This is a genomic window from Prauserella shujinwangii (assembly GCF_003001955.1).
Lineage (GTDB): Bacteria > Actinomycetota > Actinomycetes > Mycobacteriales > Pseudonocardiaceae > Qaidamihabitans > Qaidamihabitans shujinwangii.
The window spans coordinates 159,292-176,849 of the sequence record NZ_PVNH01000005.1; the positions used below are offsets into that span (position 1 = coordinate 159,292).

At 70.3% G+C, this 17,558-nt stretch carries 14 protein-coding genes; 8 read left to right on the forward strand and 6 right to left on the reverse strand.

Annotated features, from left to right (window positions below; genetic code table 11):
- Nucleotides 1-17 precede the first annotated feature (17 nt).
- From B0I33_RS13500 to B0I33_RS13520, 5 genes are all read right to left on the reverse strand, one after another.
- Nucleotides 18-2,375, reverse strand: coding sequence for a translocation/assembly module TamB domain-containing protein (locus B0I33_RS13500; protein ID WP_106179095.1), 2,358 nt, complete (start codon nucleotides 2,373-2,375; stop codon nucleotides 18-20).
- A gap of 82 nt (nucleotides 2,376-2,457) precedes the next feature.
- Complete coding sequence (locus tag B0I33_RS13505; RefSeq protein ID WP_106179096.1) at nucleotides 2,458-3,213, reverse strand: amino acid ABC transporter ATP-binding protein; 756 nt, start codon at nucleotides 3,211-3,213, stop codon at nucleotides 2,458-2,460.
- Nucleotides 3,210-4,019, reverse strand: coding sequence for an amino acid ABC transporter permease (locus B0I33_RS13510; RefSeq protein ID WP_106179097.1), 810 nt, complete (start codon nucleotides 4,017-4,019; stop codon nucleotides 3,210-3,212). Before B0I33_RS13510 ends, B0I33_RS13505 begins: the two co-directional genes overlap by 4 nt.
- Nucleotides 4,020-4,108: 89 nt before the next feature.
- Nucleotides 4,109-4,930 carry a basic amino acid ABC transporter substrate-binding protein gene (locus B0I33_RS13515; protein WP_106179098.1) on the reverse strand — a complete coding sequence of 274 codons (822 nt, stop codon included), beginning with the start codon at nucleotides 4,928-4,930 and terminating at the stop codon, nucleotides 4,109-4,111.
- A gap of 199 nt (nucleotides 4,931-5,129) precedes the next feature.
- Complete coding sequence (locus B0I33_RS13520; RefSeq protein ID WP_106179099.1) at nucleotides 5,130-6,557, reverse strand: M20/M25/M40 family metallo-hydrolase; 1,428 nt, start codon at nucleotides 6,555-6,557, stop codon at nucleotides 5,130-5,132.
- A gap of 164 nt (nucleotides 6,558-6,721) precedes the next feature.
- On the opposite strand from B0I33_RS13520, the gene B0I33_RS13525 reads away from it, so the two are divergent.
- From B0I33_RS13525 to B0I33_RS13550, 6 genes are read left to right on the forward strand one after another with little or no spacing between them, the layout of a single operon-like run.
- Complete coding sequence (locus B0I33_RS13525; protein WP_106179100.1) at nucleotides 6,722-7,510, forward strand: ABC transporter ATP-binding protein; 789 nt, start codon at nucleotides 6,722-6,724, stop codon at nucleotides 7,508-7,510.
- Entirely contained in the window at nucleotides 7,498-8,292 is a 795-nt protein-coding gene (locus tag B0I33_RS13530) for an ABC transporter ATP-binding protein (protein ID WP_106179101.1), read from the forward strand. Before B0I33_RS13525 ends, B0I33_RS13530 begins: the two co-directional genes overlap by 13 nt.
- Nucleotides 8,289-10,181 (forward strand): AMP-dependent synthetase/ligase, encoded by a 1,893-nt coding sequence (locus B0I33_RS13535; RefSeq protein ID WP_106179102.1) that lies wholly within the window; start codon nucleotides 8,289-8,291, stop codon nucleotides 10,179-10,181. Before B0I33_RS13530 ends, B0I33_RS13535 begins: the two co-directional genes overlap by 4 nt.
- Entirely contained in the window at nucleotides 10,178-11,074 is an 897-nt protein-coding gene (locus B0I33_RS13540; RefSeq protein ID WP_106179103.1) for a branched-chain amino acid ABC transporter permease, read from the forward strand. Before B0I33_RS13535 ends, B0I33_RS13540 begins: the two co-directional genes overlap by 4 nt.
- Nucleotides 11,074-12,171, forward strand: coding sequence for a branched-chain amino acid ABC transporter permease (locus tag B0I33_RS13545; protein WP_106179104.1), 1,098 nt, complete (start codon nucleotides 11,074-11,076; stop codon nucleotides 12,169-12,171). Before B0I33_RS13540 ends, B0I33_RS13545 begins: the two co-directional genes overlap by 1 nt.
- 11 nt (nucleotides 12,172-12,182) lie before the next feature.
- Complete coding sequence (locus B0I33_RS13550) at nucleotides 12,183-13,463, forward strand: ABC transporter substrate-binding protein (protein ID WP_245900651.1); 1,281 nt, start codon at nucleotides 12,183-12,185, stop codon at nucleotides 13,461-13,463.
- Nucleotides 13,464-13,536: 73 nt separating this feature from the next.
- Here the strand turns inward: B0I33_RS13550 and B0I33_RS13555 are convergent, their stop codons facing one another.
- On the reverse strand, nucleotides 13,537-14,946 hold the full coding sequence (locus tag B0I33_RS13555; RefSeq protein WP_181193284.1) for a M20/M25/M40 family metallo-hydrolase: 1,410 nt from the start codon (nucleotides 14,944-14,946) through the stop codon (nucleotides 13,537-13,539).
- A 364-nt stretch (nucleotides 14,947-15,310) separates the two neighbouring features.
- Between B0I33_RS13555 and pdhA the strand changes: the two genes are divergently transcribed.
- Nucleotides 15,311-16,519, forward strand: coding sequence for a pyruvate dehydrogenase (acetyl-transferring) E1 component subunit alpha (pdhA, locus tag B0I33_RS13560; RefSeq protein WP_106179107.1), 1,209 nt, complete (start codon nucleotides 15,311-15,313; stop codon nucleotides 16,517-16,519).
- Entirely contained in the window at nucleotides 16,519-17,547 is a 1,029-nt protein-coding gene (locus B0I33_RS13565) for an alpha-ketoacid dehydrogenase subunit beta (protein WP_106179108.1), read from the forward strand. The genes pdhA and B0I33_RS13565 overlap by 1 nt, the downstream gene beginning before the upstream one ends.
- Nucleotides 17,548-17,558 lie beyond the last annotated feature (11 nt).

A 17,558-nucleotide genomic window follows, 5' to 3' on the forward strand; every position in this document is an offset into this window, starting at 1 on the left:
CGCCGGTATGCCGGAGGTCAACCACCGTTGCGCTTGAGCGTGCGCGTCACACCGGCCGCCACCGTCGTCGCCAGCACCCAGCCCATCGCCGTGAACCCGGTCGCGACCCACTTGTCCGCACCGTCCATGTACCAGCGGCCCTTGTTGCCGAAGTCGACAATCGGCACCAGCAGGTCGACCGTGTAGAGCACCGGATTCCAGTCGAGGCCCGTGTCGTCGGCGTTGACCGCGCACCGCTCGCCGAGGTCGGCGAGCCCCAGGCTGGCGCAGTCGTCGGAGCCGGAACCAAACCAGATGCTGCCCGCGACGAGCAGCATCGCGAGCCAGCCCAGCGCGCGGACGGGCCGGTAGCCGTAGCCGACCATCCACCGCTGCAGCCAGCTCCACAGCCGCACCCCGAAGCCGAGCACGCGGTAGCCGCTGGCCAGCGACTCGTACCGGAACTGCTGCTTGCGCATCAGCACCGTGTACGCGTGCTCCTCGTTGCCGCTCGCTCGCAGCATCGCGGCCAGCTGGTCGTAGGGGCCCGGCCGGTACCCACCCATCGCGTCGCGCAGCATCGCGATCCGGCGGTGGACCGCACGGTCGTCGCGCAGCTCGATCGGCGTCTCCAGCGCGCCGTAGCGAAAGTCCTCCAGCTCGACGCCGCCGGTGGCGTGCCACAGCGCCGGGTTGTCGTCGAGCGTGCCGCACTGCGCGCCGGTCAGGACGACCCTGCCCTCCGGCGGGTGCGCCGGCGCCAGCACGAAGTCGTCGGCGGTGGCGTCCCCGGCGTCGAGCGCGATCCCGTGCTTCGGCGTCGACCGCAGCTCGGCTCCGTTCAGGTCGATCCGCCTCGCGATCACGGCGCCGTCCAGTGCCACCCCGCCGTCGGCGTGGAACGGCCTGCCCCGGTTGGCCGACAGCAGCAGGTTCCGGGCCACCTTCACCGAGCGCAGGTCGACCGACCAGCTGCTGGACTCCGCGATCTCCGGCAGCACCAGGTCGGTGCCATAGAGCTCGATGCTCCCGCCGACCTCGACACCCTGCAGCCGCAGCGTGCCGGACACCGAGCTGTCGGTGATCGTGAGGTTGCCCGACACCCGGGTACGGCGGGCGGAGACCGCGTCGCGCTCGGGATGGAAGAACGTCGCGTCGGCCACGATGACGTTGCCCCGCACGCTCACGTCGGCGAACCGGACGTGCCCTGCGGCCCACAGCTTCGAGGCGTCGATGTCGCCGCCGATCTCGCTGCCGTCGAGGTGCAGTGCCCGGTCCCGGTACGGCGGGGTGTCGTCGCGGCTCACGTGCAGCCGGGCGCCCGCCAGCCGCAGCGACCCGCCGATCCGCGCGTTCACCATCCGCAGGGTGCCGGTCACGTCGAGCTGGTCGCTGAGCTCGACGTTGCCCTCCACCTGGAGCCGGTCGGCGATCAGCGCCGGCCGGGGATCGACGTACCAGTCGCCCGTCTTCCAAGCGTCGACGACGATCTCCCCGTTCTGGTCGACCACCAGCTCGGCACCGCGCAGCACGATGTCGCCGTCGACCTTCAGGCTGGGCAGGAACAGCAGCCCCCGCGCGGTGAACCGCGTCCGCTCCGTGGGGAGCCCGAAGTTGTCCACCTCGCACAGCAGGCTGCCGCCGATGTGGGTGCCGTTGCCGTTCAGCGCGAACCCGTCCGGATTGTCGAGCGTGGCGCCGGAGAGGTTGACGTTGCCACCGGTGCGCAGGCCGGGCAGCCGCACCTCGCCGGACGCCTCGAGCCGGTACGCCAGCAGCGCGCCCGTGATGACGAGGCGGTCGCCCTGCAGCGCCTTGCCGCGAGGGTGCCGGATCTTCGTCCGCGTCAGCACCATGGAGCCGTCGATCACCGCGTCGGTGAAGTTCACGGCGGCGTCCGGCACCCCGCGGTCGGCCTCGGTCGCCCTGCGGACCGTCGTCTCGTTGTCCGCACGGCCACCGGTCTCCACCTCGACCACGCAGCGGATGAGCCGGACGTCGTTGTGACTGCGCATGTTGCGGGCCTTCAGCCCCGGCAGCCAGCACCGGCGGAACACCAGCCCGAGCAGGTTCGCCTCGCGCACGTCCGGCGGCTGCTCGAACCGGCACCGCTCGAAGCGGAAGAGGTACCGCAGTTCGGCGGCGCGCAGGTCGAGCTTCCCGGTGATGTAGGCGTCCTCGACCTGCACGATCGGCGCGTTCGTCGCCTGCTTGCGCCAGCGGCGCAGCCCGCCGGAGCCCGGCTCGACGAACGGCCGGAGGAGGTCGGCCGCCTTGAGCTCGTACGCGCTGTCCGGCTCCGGGTCGAACGGGTCGAACGGCGGCCGCTCCGGCTCACCCCCGTCCGGCTCGTCCTCGGCGACCCCGTCCCGCCCGAAGGGCCTGAACCCCGGCATCGGCGGCTCCTCTGCTCGCGTCCACTGCACGTACTCGGACGCTCACCCGCCGCACCCGGTTCCCGATCGGGCGACCGACCGGCTACTCGCCCGCGTGCACCGGGTTGAGCACCCTGGCGAGGAACGACCGCGTGCGCTCGTGCCGCGGCTCGCCGATCACCTGGGCGGCCTGCCCCTCCTCGACCACCACACCGCCGTCCATGAACAGCACCTTGTCGGCGACCTCGCGGGCGAACTGCATCTCGTGCGTGACGACGAGCATGGTCATGCCCTCCTCGGCGAGCTGCCGCATGACCGTCAGCACGTCACCGACCAGTTCCGGGTCCAGCGCCGACGTCGGCTCGTCGAACAGCATCACCGCGGGATCCATCGCGAGCGCCCGCGCGATGGCCGCGCGCTGCTGCTGGCCACCCGAGAGCTGCGCGGGCATCGAGCCCGCCTTCTCGGCGAGGCCGACCTTCTCCAGGTTCCGCATCGCGATCCGCTCGGCCTCGTCCCTGTCGCGCTTGAGCACCTTGCGCTGGGCGACGGTGAGGTTCTCCAGCACCGAGAGGTGCCCGAACAGGTTGAACGCCTGGAACACCATCCCGATGCCCCGGCGCGCGCGGTCGATGTCGACGTCGGGGTCCGTCATCTCGAACCCGTTGACCACGACCGTGCCCGCGTTCGGCTCCTCCAGCAGGTTCACGCACCGCAGCAGGGTGGACTTGCCCGAGCCGGAGGGGCCGATGATGCAGACGACCTCACCGCGCCGCACGCTCATGTCGATGCCCTTGAGCACCTCCAGCGTGCCGAACGCCTTGCGCAGTCCGGAGACCTCGACGATCACGTCGCTCATGCGGTCACCTTCAGTCCTCGTTCCGATTTACGTCCGGTCCGGCCCTCGAGGTACCGCGAGAGGTGACCCAGCGGAACCGTGATGAGCAGGTAGCACAACCCGGCGAGCAGGATCGGCGTCATCGAGTTGGTCGCGTTCAGTCCCTCCCGGCCGAACTTCGCCAGCTCGAAGTCGTCCCGGAAGAGGCCGAGCAGGTAGATGAGCGAGGAATCCTTCGTGAGCAGGATCAGCTCGTTGGTCAGCGGCGGCAGGATGATCCGGAACGCCTGCGGGATGACGACGGTGACGTTGGTCCGCGCCGCGGACATGCCCAGCGAGCGGGCGGCCTCGATCTGTCCCTTCGGGACGGCCTGGATGCCCGCGCGCAGGGTCTCCGCGATGTAGGCCGAACCGACCAGGCCCAGCGCGATCGCGGCCGTCGAGTAGACGTCGAACTTCAGGTTGAATGCCAGCGGCACGCCGAACCCGAGCGCGATGAACACCAGCAGCGCCGGGATGCCCCGGAAGAACTCGATGTAGGCGGTGGCGATCCACCGGTAGGGACCCACCGACGAGAGCTTCATCAACGCGAAGACCAGCCCGAGGCCGAATCCGACCGCGAACCCGAGTGCGGTGTAGACGGCGGTGTTCACCAGTGCCGTGGTGATCACCTCGGGGATCTGCGTGCGGGCCGCTTCGAGGTTGAAGAACTGGCTGCCGATCGTCTGCCAGTCGGCGAGCAGGACCACCAGCAGGATCGCGAGCACGAGCACGGCGTACTGGACGCCGCGGATGACCTGGGCGCGCTTGCGCCGCGACATCGCCATGGAAGTGGACTCCTCGAGAAGGTGCCCGCTCGTGAGTGGGAAACGTGGTGAGAACCACGTTTCCCACTCACGAGGGGGTGGGCGTTCGGCTACTTGCTCTCCGGCTTGGTGCCAAACCACTTCTCGTAGATCTGGTCGTAGGTGCCGTCCTGCTTGGCCTTGTCCAGCACCTCGTTGACCTTGGCGAGCAGCGCGCCGTTGCCGGTGCGCACGGCGAAGCCGTACTCCTCGCCGGTCGGGAACTCCTCGGTGACCTCGGTGTCCGGGTTGGTCTTGGCGAAGTAGTAGAGCACCGAGTTGTCGTTGATGCCCGCGTCGATCTGCTTCGTCTTCACCGCCGTCTGGAGCAGCGCGAGGTCCTCGTACTGACGGATCTCGTAGCCGAACTTCTCCTTGTTCTTCTGGGCGTACTCCTCACCGGTGGTGCCGAGCTGGACGCCGAGCGTCTTGCCGCGCAGGTCCTCCAGCGTCTTGATGCCGGATCCCTTGGGGACGATCAGCGCCTGGTTCGCGTCGAAGTAGCCCTCCGAGAAGTCCATCACCTTCTCGCGATCCTCGGTGATGGTCATCGCGGCGGCGGCGATGTCGCAGCTGCCGTTCTCGAAGGAGGCACCGGACTCGATGCCCTCGAACGAGGTGTCGAAGATCTCCTGCTCCACCCCGAGGTCCTTGGCGACGAGGTCGACCAGGTCGACGTCGAAGCCGACCGTCTTGTCACCCTCGGAGAACTGGAACGGCGGGTAGGGCAGGTGCGTGCACGTGGTCAGCTTGCCCTCGTTGATCAGGGAGATCTCGTCTCCGGCCTGAGTGTCTCCGCCCGTGTTGACCTGTTCCGCACAGCCCGCCGCGGTTGCGGCCAGCGCCAGTGCGGGCAGCAGGATGAGCGCCCTGAGGTTGCTTCGACGCGCCACGTTGTCACTCCTAGTAGTTCATACTGGCTGAGTGCACGCATCCTGCCACTCTTGAAGGCCACTGCACAGCATCGGGGCGTTACGGACGGGTTGCATGAACACCCGGTAACCAAACGCTCACCCAGAACTGCCATGAGTGGCTCGTTACCGGCGTTTTCGTCCGTCACGAGCCACTCATGACGCCTCGGGCGGGGAGCGGTCAGGCGGTCGCGTGCGCGTGCAGCAGGTGGGCGACCGCCTCGGTCACGCGCTGGGCCTGCTCCAGGTGCAGCCACTCGTCCGGCACGTGGGCGTTGGAGTCGGGGCCGAGCGCACCGGTGACCAGGAACTGCGCCTCCGGGTACTTCGCGCCGAGCAGGCCCATGAACGGGATCGAGCCGCCGAGACCGATCGCGCGCCACGGGGCGCCGAACACCTGCTCGCTCACCCGCTCCAGGCCCGTGGCCAGCCACGGCGCCGCGTCCGGCGCGTTCCAGCCGTCCGCCGCCTCCGTGCCGGACACCTCGACGGTCGCCGAGTACGGCACGTCGGTGGTGAGGGCCTTCTCCACCGCGTTCAGCGCGGCCGCGGAGTCGGCGGTCGGCGGGAGCCGGAAGCTCAGCGCCAGCGTGGTGTGGTCGCGCAGCACGTTGCCCGCTTCGGCGGGTTCCGGCAGACCGGAGGCGCCGATCACCGACAGCGTGGGTCGCCAGCTGTTGTTCAGCAGCAGCTCGATCTCGTCCTCGCTGACCGGCCTCGTGGCGCCGTGCCGGGGGTAGGCGTCCCGCACCGCGCCGGGCGCGGCGGACACGGCCGCCCTCGCCTCCGCGAGGCGGTTCTCCGGGATCTCGACGTTGCACTCGGCGAGCCTGATCTCGCCGGTCGCCGAGTCCTCCAGCCGGTCGAGCAGCTGCCGCAGCACCCGGAACGAGCTCGGCACGACCCCGCTGGCCAGACCGGAGTGCTGGGCGGAGTCGAGGACGCGGGCGGTGACCCGCACCTGCGCCATACCGCGCAGGCTCGTGGTCAGCCACAGCCGCTCGTAGTCGTTCCCGCCGGAGTCGAGGCACACGACGAACGAGACCCGGCCGAGCCGGCCGGACAGGTGCTCGAGGTAGGCGGGCAGATCGGGACTGCCGGACTCCTCGCCGGTCTCCAGCAGCACGACGGCGCGGGCGTGGGCGCCTCCGGCCGCGCGGACGGCCTCCAGCGCCGCGGTCGCGGCGTAACCGGCGTAGCCGTCGTCGGCGGAGCCCCGGCCGTAGAGCCTGCCGTCCCGGACCACCGGCTGCCACGGGCCCAGCCCCTCCGACCAGCCGCCGACCGGAGGCTGCTTGTCGAGATGCCCGTACAGCAGGACGGTCCCGGCGTCCTCGGCGCCCTCGGTCGCGGGGACGTCGAGCAGCAGGACGGGGCTGCGGCCCTCCAGCCGCACGACCTCGACCCGGGCACCGGGGACGTCCCGTGCGGTGAGCCAGCCCCGGACGTGCTCCACGGCGGCGTCAAGGTGGCCGGACGCGGCCCACGCGGGGTCGAAGGCGGGCGAAAGGGCGGGGATCTCCACCAGACCGGACAGGCTGGGCAGGATGTCGTCCGCCCACAGCCCCCGGACTGTGTCTCGTACGGTTCGCGGTTCCACGGCCGCCATCCTGCCACCGCGCGAAAGGTCACAGTTCGCTTCACTTCGGCCTCCGGCTTCTTGCCGCTCGTCCAGCAAGCGCACTACCGTCCGTAGCATGTGATCCACATCACTGTGGGTTACTCACTCCGTTCAACGCTGATCGGAAAAGGGGTACCGCGGTGCCGCCACCGATGCTGTCCGTGAGCAACCTCGAAGTCGTCTACGACGATGTGGTGCTCGTCCTCCGCGGCGTCAGCCTGAGCGTGCCCTCCGGCGAGATCGTCGCCCTCCTCGGCGCCAACGGCGCGGGCAAGACGACGCTGCTGCGCGCCGTGACCGGCCTGCTCGTGCCGCACCGCGGGAAGATCACCAAGGGCACGGTGCACCTCGGCGAGGAGGACATCACCTCGGCCGATCCCGCGGAGGTGGTGCGCAAGGGCATCGCACAGGTGATGGAGGGCAGGCGGATCTTCGCCGAGATCACCGTCGACGAGAACCTGCGCGCGGGCGCGTACACCCGCCGGTCCCGCACCGAGATCAACGAGTCCTACGCGCGGGTGCTCGACCTGTTCCCGGTGCTCGCGCGGCGCAGGCGGTCGGTCGCGGGCTATCTCTCCGGCGGCGAGCAGCAGATGCTCGCCATCGGCAGGGCGCTGATGGCCCAGCCCCGCCTGCTGCTGCTCGACGAGCCGTCGCTCGGATTGGCGCCGAAACTCGTCGAGCAGGTCCGCGACATCGTCGTCCAGATCAACCAGCAGGGCACGAGCGTTCTGCTGGTGGAGCAGAACGCGGTGATGGCGCTGGAGATCGCGCATCGCGGCTACGTGCTGGAGACCGGCAAGGTCGTCAAGGACGGCCCCGCCGCGGAGCTGCTCGCCGACGAGGACATCCGCGAGTTCTACCTCGGTTCCGCGGGTGGCGAGCGGCGCTCCTTCGCCGAGGTCAAGAGCTACCGGAGGAAGAAGCGATGGAGCGCGTGACCGAACCGCCCGCGCCGAACCCGCTGCTCGAGGTACGCGACCTCACCCTGCGGTTCGGTGGCGTCACCGCGCTCGACGGAGTCGGCTTCGCGGTCCGGCACGGCGAGCTGTTCGCGGTCATCGGGCCGAACGGCGCGGGCAAGACCTCCATCTTCAACTGCCTCAACGGCGTCTACCGGCCGCAGCAGGGAACCATCACATTGGACGGCCGGTCGCTCGTCGGCAGGGCGCCCGCGGACATCGCGGCGATGGGCGTGGCGCGCACCTTCCAGAACCTCGGCCTGTTCGGCCACCTGACCCTCGTCGAGAACCTCATGCTCGGCAGGCACCACCTGATGCGCACCGGCTTCTTCGCCGGGATGTTCTGGTGGGGCAGGGCCAAGCGCGAGGAGATCACCCACCGCGCGGCGGTCGAGGAGATCATCGAACTGCTCGAGCTGGAGCCGTACCGCCGGATGCCCGCCGGGCTGCTGCCGTATGGCGTGGCCAAACGCGCCGAGCTGGGCCGTGCGCTCGCGATGGAACCGCGCCTGCTCCTGCTCGACGAACCGGTGGCGGGCATGAACCTCGAGGAGACCGAGGACACCGCCCGGTACCTGCTGGAGGTCCGTCGCGAGCTGGGGCTCGCGATGATCCTCGTCGAGCACGACATGAGCCTGGTGATGGACCTCGCCGACCGGGTGCTGGCACTCGACTTCGGCGTCGCGATCGCGACCGGCGAGCCGAGCGAGATCCAGCACGATCCGCAGGTGATCGAGGCCTACCTGGGAGGTGCCGCATGAGCACGCGGCCGGTGGTGAGCGACGATGGCGCAGCGGCGCGGAGCGCCTCCGCCAGGGGTGGCGGCCGGGCGACGGGTGGGCCTCACGACGTTTCTCACTCACGAGCCACGCTGGCGGGCAAGCTGCTCGAGAACGCAGGCACGCGGCCGGACGCCGTCGCCCTGCGCGAGAAGCACCGGGGCATCTGGCGGGAGTGGACGTGGGCCGAGTACGCGCGCCGGGTGGCCCACGTCGCCGCCGGGCTCCGGCAGCTCGGGATCGGGCCGGGCGACCGCGTTGCCGTGCACGCGGAGAACCGGCCCGAGTGGGTCGTCGCCGACCTGGCCGTGCAGGGGCTCGGCGCCCAGTGCGTCGGCGTGTATCCCACGTCGCCCGCGGCCGAGGTCGAGTACCTGCTCGCGCACTCCGGCTGCCGCGTGCTCGTCGCCGAGGACGAGGAACAGCTCGACAAGGCGCTCGCCGTGCGCGAGCGCCTGCCCGCCCTCGAGCACATCGTGCTGATCGACCCGCGCGGCGTCGACCTGGCGGAGGCCGGGCTGCTCACGTTCGCCGAGCTCGAACGGCGCGGCGCGGAGACCGAGGACCCGGCAGGCGCGTTCGCCGACGCGGTGGCCGACCTCGACGACACCGCGGCCGCGATCATCGTGTACACCTCCGGCACCACGGGGCCGCCGAAGGGCGCGATGATCTCCCACGCCAACCTGGTCGCCTCCGCCCGCACGTTCGTCGAGGCCCTCGGCGGCGGACCGGACGACGAGGTGCTCAGCTACCTCCCGCTCTGTCACATCGCGGAACGGCTCACCTCGGTGATCGACTCGGTGTGGGCGGGCTCCGTCGTGAACTTCGGCGAGGGCGGCCCCTCGTTCGCCCACGACCTGCGCGACGTCCAGCCCACGGTGTTCCTCGGGGTGCCCCGCGTGTGGGAGAAGATGCTCGCGGGCGTCGAGATCCGGATGAACGACGCGAGCAGGCTCAAGCGCGCGCTCTACCGGTTCTGCCTGCGCCAGGGCAGGCGGCTGGCCCCGTTCCGCATGCGGGGCGAGCTGCGGGTGCGCGACCGGGCGCTGCTCGCGCTGTGCGAGGTGCTGGTGTTCCGCGCGCTGCGCGAGCGGCTCGGCCTCGTCCGCGTGCGGGTGGCGCTCAGCGGGGCGGCACCGATCGCACCGCAGGTGCTGGAGTACCTGTGGGCGATCGGGGTGCCGGTGCTCGAGGGGTACGGGCAGACCGAGAACACCGCCATCTGCACGCTCACCCCGGCCGACGACGTGCGGCTCGGCCGGGTCGGCGTCGCCCTGCCCGGCGTGGAGCTGCGGATCGCCGAGGACGGCGAGATCCTCACCCGCTCGGCAGGCGTGTTCCTCGGCTACCTCGACAACCCGGAGGCGACCGCGGCCACCGTGGACTCCGAAGGCTGGCTGCACACCGGCGACGTCGGCGAGCTGGACGCCGACGGGTTCCTGCGCATCACCGACCGCAAGAAGGACATCCTCATCACCGCGGGCGGCAAGAACATCTCGCCCTCGGAGATCGAGAACCGGCTGAAGGTGTCGCCGTACGTCCGCGAGGCCGTGGTGATCGGCGACCGGCGCAAGTACCTGACCGCGCTGATCGGCATCGAGCAGGACACCGTCGGCGACTGGGCGCGGCGGCGCGGACTCGCCTACACCACCTACGCCGACCTCTCGGCGCGGCCGGAGGTGCGCGCGCTCGTCGAGAGCGTGGTCGCCGAGATCAACCGCGAGCTGGCCAGCGTGGAGCAGATCAAGCGCTTCACGCTGCTGACCAAGGAGCTCGACCATGAGGACGGGGAGCTGACGGCGACCCAGAAGGTCAAACGCCGGGCCATCGAGCGGGCCTTCACCGACGAGATCGAGGCGATGTACCGGTGACGACGTTCCTGCAGAACTGCTTCGCGGGCCTCTCGCTCGGCTCCACGTACGCCCTCGTGGCGCTGGGCTTCGTGGTGATCTACAAGTCGACCGGAGTGATCAACTTCGCCCAGGGCGGCCTGCTGGCGCTGGGTGCCTACCTCGGCTACACGTTCTCGAACAACCTCGCCGTGGCGTTCGCCGTTGCGGTGCTGCTGTGCTGCCTCTCGGCCGCGCTCGTCGGCGCGACGTTCGAGCGGATCGTGTTGCGCCGCATGGTCGGCCAGCCGCCGTTCGCCGTCATCATGATCACCATCGGACTGCTGTTCGTGCTGGAACCGCTCATCACCGCCGTGTGGGGGTTCGAGCACAAGCAGGTGGACAACCCGTGGAACATCCGCACGGTCGAGGCGTTCGGGCTCGTCTTCGGGGTGCGGGACCTGTGGACGATCGGGCTCACCGCCGCGGTCGTGCTCGCGTTCTTCCTGTTCTTCCGGTTCACCTCGCTCGGGTTGGCCATGCGCGTGACCGCCTTCGACCCCGAAGCGGCGCTCGCGCAGGGCATCAGCGCGCGCAAGGTGTACGCGACGTCGTGGGCCATCGCGGCCGCGCTCGCCGCCCTCGCCGGGATCCTCATGGCCGCGGGGCCGGGTGGGCTGACCCCGTCGATCGGATTCATCGCGCTGGCCGCGTTCCCCGCGATGATCCTCGGCGGCATGGACTCCCCGGCCGGCGCCGTGCTCGGCGGGCTGATCATCGGCCTCGCCGAGGCCATCACCCGCGGATACCAGGACCGGCTGTTCTCGTGGGCGGGCGACAACGTCTCCGTGATCGTGCCCTACCTGCTGATGATCGTGATCCTGCTGATCCGGCCGTACGGACTGCTGGGCACCAAGGAAGTGAGGCGGATCTGATGGCCGGTCCACACCGCAACCTCGTCCGCGGCTACGCCGACGAGCTCCGGCTGTTCGGCACGCCGCTGTCGCGGGCGGGGCTCGTCGCGCTCGTCGCCGTGTTCCTGCTGCTGCCCACGGTGCTGCACGACGACTTCTGGCTCTCGGTGCTCATTTACGTGGGGATCACCGCGATCGGCGCGATCGGGCTGAACCTGCTGACCGGCTACTGTGGACAGATCTCGCTCGGGCACGCGTTCTTCATCGGCGCCGGCGCCTACGTGGCGGCCCGCGTCGGCGGCGACACCGGGCTCCCGCTGCCGCTGTGGCTGCTCGCCGCGGCACTGATCGGCGCCGTGCTCGGCGGGCTGATCGGGCCGTTCGCCCTGCGCCTGCGCGGGCACTACCTCGCGATCGTCACCCTCGGCCTGATCTTCATCGGTGAGCATCTGTGGCGGAACCTGACCCCGGTCACCGGCGGAAACTCGGGCACGTCCGTGCGGGCGGAACCGGCGATCGGGCCGCTCGACTTCGGTGATCTGACCCTGTTCGGGGAGAGCTACTCGCGCAACCAGGGCTGGTTCTGGCTCGTCTGGGGGCTCGTCGCGCTGGTCGCGCTGCTGGCGAAGAACCTCGTGCGGACCCGGCCGGGCCGGGCGCTGCAGGCCGTCCGCGACCGCGACCAGGCCGCCGAGGTGATCGGCGTACGAGCAGGCAGGTACAAGATCGGCGCGTTCATGCTGTCCAGCGCGATCGCATCGGCGGCCGGTGCCCTGTTCGGGTCGTACCAGCAGTTCGTCAGCCCGGACGAGTGGAACCTGCTGCTGTCGATCCAGTACATCGCGATCGTCATCGTCGGCGGGCTGGGCACCGTCTTCGGCTCCGTGCTCGGCGCGATCTTCGTGGGCGCGCTGCCCGCGATCATCGACCGCTACAGCGAGGTCATCCCCGGCGTGCGCACGAGCGTCGGCGGTGAGGGGTTCATCAGCGTCTTCGCGCTCAACCAGGCGCTGTTCGGGGTGCTGATCGTGCTGTTCCTGGTGCTGGAGCCACGAGGGCTGGCCGGCATCTGGCTGCGGACCAAGGCCTACTTCAAGGCCTGGCCGTTTTCGTACTGAGGAGGCTCATGGTGCGTACGAAGAGATGGACGGCCGTATCGGCGCTCGCGGCGACCGCGCTGCTCGTGGCGGCGTGCGGTGGGGCCGGGGACGACGGCGGCTCGGGCGGCGGGCAGGCGGGCGAACCGGCCACCACGGCCGGCTTCGACGGTACGACGATCAAGCTGGGCGTGCTGAGCCCGCTCTCCGGTCCGGTGGCGGTGATCGGGCAGCCGCTGACCTCGGGCAACAAGGTGTGGTTCGACCACATCAACTCCCAGGGCGGCATCGCGGGGAAGTACCGGGTCGAGCTGGTCCAGGAGGACACGCAGTACAAGCCGGACGTGACCGTCCAGCAGTACAACAAGGTCAAGGGCGATGTCGTCGCCTTCACCCAGATCCTCGGCACCGCGCCGACCCTGGCCGTGCTGCCGCTGCTGCAGAGCGACGAGATGATCGCCGCCCCGGCCTCGCTCGACGCGTTCTGGGTGCGTGAGCCGAACCTGTTGCCGATCGGCGCGCCGTACCAGATCCAGTCGATCAACGCGATGGACCACTACCTCAGCGAGGGCGGCGGCACCACCGACTCGACGATCTGCACGATGATCCAGGACGACGTGTACGGCGAGGCCGGGCAGGAGGGCATCGACTTCGCGGCGAAGGAGTACGGGTTCGAGGTCGCCAACACCCAGCGGTTCAAGGTCGGCACGGAGAACTACGCGGGCCAGATCGGCGCGCTCGCCGGCGCGGGTTGCGAGATGGTGTTCCTGACCGCGACACCGACCGACGCGGGCAAGATCTGGGGCACCGCGGCGCAGGCGAAGTTCACGCCGAAGTGGTACGCCCAGTCGCCGAGCTTCGTCAGCGCGCTGGCGAAGTCGGCCGTCGCGCCGTACATGCGGCAGTACGTCACGATCGCGGCCGAGGGCACCGAGTGGGGCGACGAGTCCGTGCCCGGCATGAAGGACATGATCGACCGGGTCGAGCAGTACGCGCCGAACCAGGAGCCGGACTACTACTTCGCGTTCGGCTACAACCAGGCGAGGGCGATGACCGCGCTGCTGGAGAAGGCGGTCGAACTCGGTGACCTCTCGCACGCGGGCCTGCTGCGGGCGAGCGAGGAGCTGGGCACCGTGTCGTTCGACGGGCTGACCGGCGACTACACCTACGGTCCCGCCGACACGCGCAACCCGCCACGCTCGACCACGCTGTTCTCGGTCGACCCGAGCAAGCCGTTCGGCCTGGCCACGCTGAAGTACGACTTCACGTCCGAGGCGGCGAAGAAGTTCGAGTTCCAGAAGGCCGACGCCTGATCCCAGCCGGCAGTGAAGGCCACCTTCAGTGCGTTGAACGCAGTGAAGGTGGCCTTCACTGCTCACCGCCGGTTCAGGCGGTGGCGTGGGCGTGCAGGATGTGGGCGACCGCCTCGGTGACGCGCTCGGTCTGCTCGAGGTGCAGCCACTCGTCCGGCACGTGGGCATTGTTGCCGGGGCCGCGCGGGCCGGTGACGACGAACTGCGCATCGGGGTAGGCGCGGCCGAACAGCCCGAGGAACGGGATCGTCCCACCGAGCCCGAGCGCCCGCCACGGTTTCCCGAACACGTGCTCGCTCACCTGGTCCAGTGTGGACTCCAGCCAGGGCGCCCTCGGGGTCGCGTTCCAGCCGTCCGCGGCCTCCGCCCTGCCGATCTCCACCTGGGCGCCGAACGGCACGTCCGTGGTGAGCGCCTTCTCGATGGCCCGCAGCGCGGCGCCGGAATCGGCGGTCGGGGGCAGCCGGAAGCTCAGCTTCAGGCTCGTGAACGGCCGCAGCACGTTGCCCGCGTCGAGCAACGGGGGCAGCCCCGCCGCGCCGGTCACCGACAGCGTGGTGCGCCAGGTGTTGTTGAGCACCAGCTCGACGGGATCGTCGGAGACCATCCGCACGCCCTCGGCGAGCGGCAGGCTCGGCGAGTGGAACCCCTCCGCGACGGCGAGCCGCACCTCGGCCAGCCGGTCGGCCGGCACCTCGACGTTGCACTCGGCCAGCTTGATCTCGCCGGTCCTCGGGTCCTCAATGCGGTCGAGCAGTTCCCGGAGCACGCGGAACGAGCTGGGCACGATCCCGCTGCCGTGCCCGGAGTGCACGCCGGAGGTCAGCACGCGGACGGTGACGTCGAGGAACGCGATGCCGCGCAGCGAGGTGGCCAGCCACAGCCGCTCGTAGTCGGCACCCGCCGTGTCGAGGCAGACGACGAGGCCGACGTGGCCGAGCCGGCCGGCGAGGTGGTCGAGGTAGGCCGCCAGGTCGGGGCTGCCGGACTCCTCACCGGTCTCCAGCAGCACCACCGTCCGCGCGTGCCTGCCCCCCGCCGCGTGCAGCGCCTCCAGCGCGGCGGCCGCCGCGTACGCCGCGTAGCCGTCGTCGCCCGCGCCGCGGCCGTACAGCTTGCCGTCCTTGACCACCGGCTGCCACGGACCGAGGCCGGGGGACCACTCACCCGCCGCGGGCTGCTTGTCGAGGTGCCCGTAGACGACCGCGGTCGCGGGGTTGGTCGCGTCCCGGGCCGGCACGTCGAGCAGCAGCACGGGGGTTCGGCCGGGCAGCTCGACGACCTCGACGGTGGCCCCCTCGATCGGCCGCCGCGCGAGCCAGGCACGCACGTGCTCGACGGCGGCGCGGAGATGCCCGGTGCGTTCCCACGCGGAGTCGAACGCGGGCGAGAGCGCCGGGATCTCGACGAACCCCGACAGGCTCTCCAGCGCCGGGCGGGCCCACAGGTCCCGGACGGTCTCCCTCACCACTCGTTCATCCATGCCCCCGATCGTGGCACGGAGGCGATGTGTCGCAGGTCACAGGAGCGTGGTGGTCGTGCGTGCGAAGCGTGGCTAGAACCACGGTCGCCACTCACGAGCGCTGGTCGGGGCGGCTCGTACCACCGACCTTCGGCGGACCCACGATCGGTAATCCAAGCGTTTCCGCAGCTCAACTGCCAGTTCCGGGCAACAAATCGGAATCAGGGGGTCACCAGCCCCGGGCTGTTCGTGCCAGGATGTTCGGCGTGAACCGTCACCGCCGACGATCACCCGAGCGCAACGGATCCGATGCGCAGGTGGCCGCCGGCGCAGTCGCGGTGGCCGCCACAAGCGGCTGCGCGGCTCGACACCAAGGAGAAAGCGCATGTCGTCCCCCGAACAGTGGACGCGCCCGGAGCCTGGCGCCGGACCGGCCGCAACAGCGGCGGAACCGACTCCAGAGCAGGTGATAGCGGGTTTGCGGGCAACTACAGAAGGTGGCGCTGAGCTCACTCAGCTGCTCAACCCGGAAGGCGAACGACTCGCCTCCGCCCATTTCGATCCGTACGTCTCCGACATCGACGCCGAGGCCCTGCGTGGCCTGTACCGCGACATGGTGCTGGTGCGCCGCGCCGACCGTGAAGGCAACGCGATGCAGCGGCAGGGCCAGCTCGGCATCTGGGTGCCGCTGCTCGGCCAGGAGGCCGCGCAGATCGGCTCCGGCCGGGCGCTGCGGCCGACCGACATGGCCTTTCCCAGCTACCGCGAGCACGGCGTGGCGTACACCCGCGGCGTCGACTTCAAGGAGCTGCTCGGCATCTTCCGCGGGACCGACCACAGCGGCTGGGACTTCCAGGCCCACGGCTTCCACCCGTACACGATCGTCATCGGCAACCAGGTCCTCAACGCCACCGGCTACGCGATGGGGCAGAAGTTCGAGGGCAAGGTGGGCGACGACGACGGTGAGGCCACCATCGTCTACTTCGGCGACGGCGCCACCAGCCAGGGCGATGTGCACGAGGGCTTCGTGTGGTCGGCCGTCTACGACGCGCCCGTCGTGTTCTTCTGCCAGAACAACCAGTGGGCGATCTCGGAGCCGACCGAGCGCCAGTCCCGCCTTCCGCTCTACCAGCGCGCCCGTGGCTACGGCTTCCCCGGCATCCGCGTGGACGGCAACGACGTCCTCGCCTGCCTCGCCGTGACGCGGTGGGCGCTCGACGAGTGCAGGCACGGCAACGGGCCGGTGCTCATCGAGGCGTTCACCTACCGCATGGACGCGCACACGACCACCGACGACCCGACGCGCTACCGGCTGTCCGACGAGCTGGAAGTGTGGAAGCACAAGGACCCGATCGAGCGGGTGCGCGTCCATCTCGCCCGCACCGGCGGCGCCGACCAGGAGTTCTTCGACCAGGTGCAGGCCGACGCCGACGCCTTCGCCGCCGACCTGCGCGACTTCTGCTTCAACATGCCCGATCCGCCACCCGAGCGGATCTTCGCCAACGTCTACGCGGAGCCCTCCCCGGTGCTGGAGGCGCAGCAGCGGGAGCACCTCGCCTACCTCGCCGGGTTCGCAGAGGGAGGTGAGCGGTGATGGCCGCACCCGTCCGGTCCACGGCGGACCAGCCCACCAGCAGCGTGCAGAACCTGACCATCGGCAAGGCGCTCAACCTCGGCCTGCGCGCGGCCATGGAGGCCGACGACAAGGTGCTCGTCCTGGGCGAGGACGTGGGCAAGCTCGGCGGCGTCTTCCGGATCACCGACGGCCTGCAGAAGGACTTCGGCGAGCAGCGTGTGCTCGACACGCCGCTGGCCGAGTCCGGCATCATCGGCACGGCGGTGGGCCTCGCGGTGCGCGGCTTCCGCCCGGTGTGCGAGATCCAGTTCGAGGGGTTCATCTTCCCCGGCTTCGACCAGATCTCCAGCCAGCTCGCCAAGCTGCACTACCGGACGCAGGGCGGCATCAAGGTGCCGGTCGTGATCCGCGTGCCGTACGGCGGCGGGATCGGCGCGGTGGAGCACCACTCCGAGTCGCCGGAGTCGCTGTTCGCGCACATCGCCGGGCTCAAGGTGGTCTCGTGCGCCAACCCGGTCGACGCGTACTGGATGATCCAGCAGGCGATCCGGTGCGACGATCCGGTGCTCTTCTTCGAGCCGAAGCGGCTCTACCACTCGGGCGCGCTGAAGGCGCCCGTCGACACCGCGGCCGAGCCCGACCCGCTGTTCGCGTCGCGCACGGTACGGCAGGGCAGCACGGCCACGCTCGTCGCGTACGGCCCCTCGGTGAAGGTGTGCCTCGACGCCGCGACGGCCGCGGCCGAGGACGACCTCTCGCTGGAGGTCATCGACCTGCGCACGCTCTCGCCGCTCGACCTCGAGCCGGTGTTCGAGTCGGTGCGCCGCACCGGCAGGCTGATCACCGTCAGCGAGGCACCGTCCGAGTCGTCGATCACCTCGGAGATCGCGGCCAGGGTGCAGCAGGAGTGCTTCTACTCGCTGGAGTCTCCCGTCCTGCGGGTCACGGGGTTCGACACGCCGTACCCACCGTCGAAGCTGGAGGAGCACTACCTTCCCGACCTCGACCGGGTACTGCATGCCGTCGACCGTGCGCTGGCGTGGTGAGGGAGAGCAAG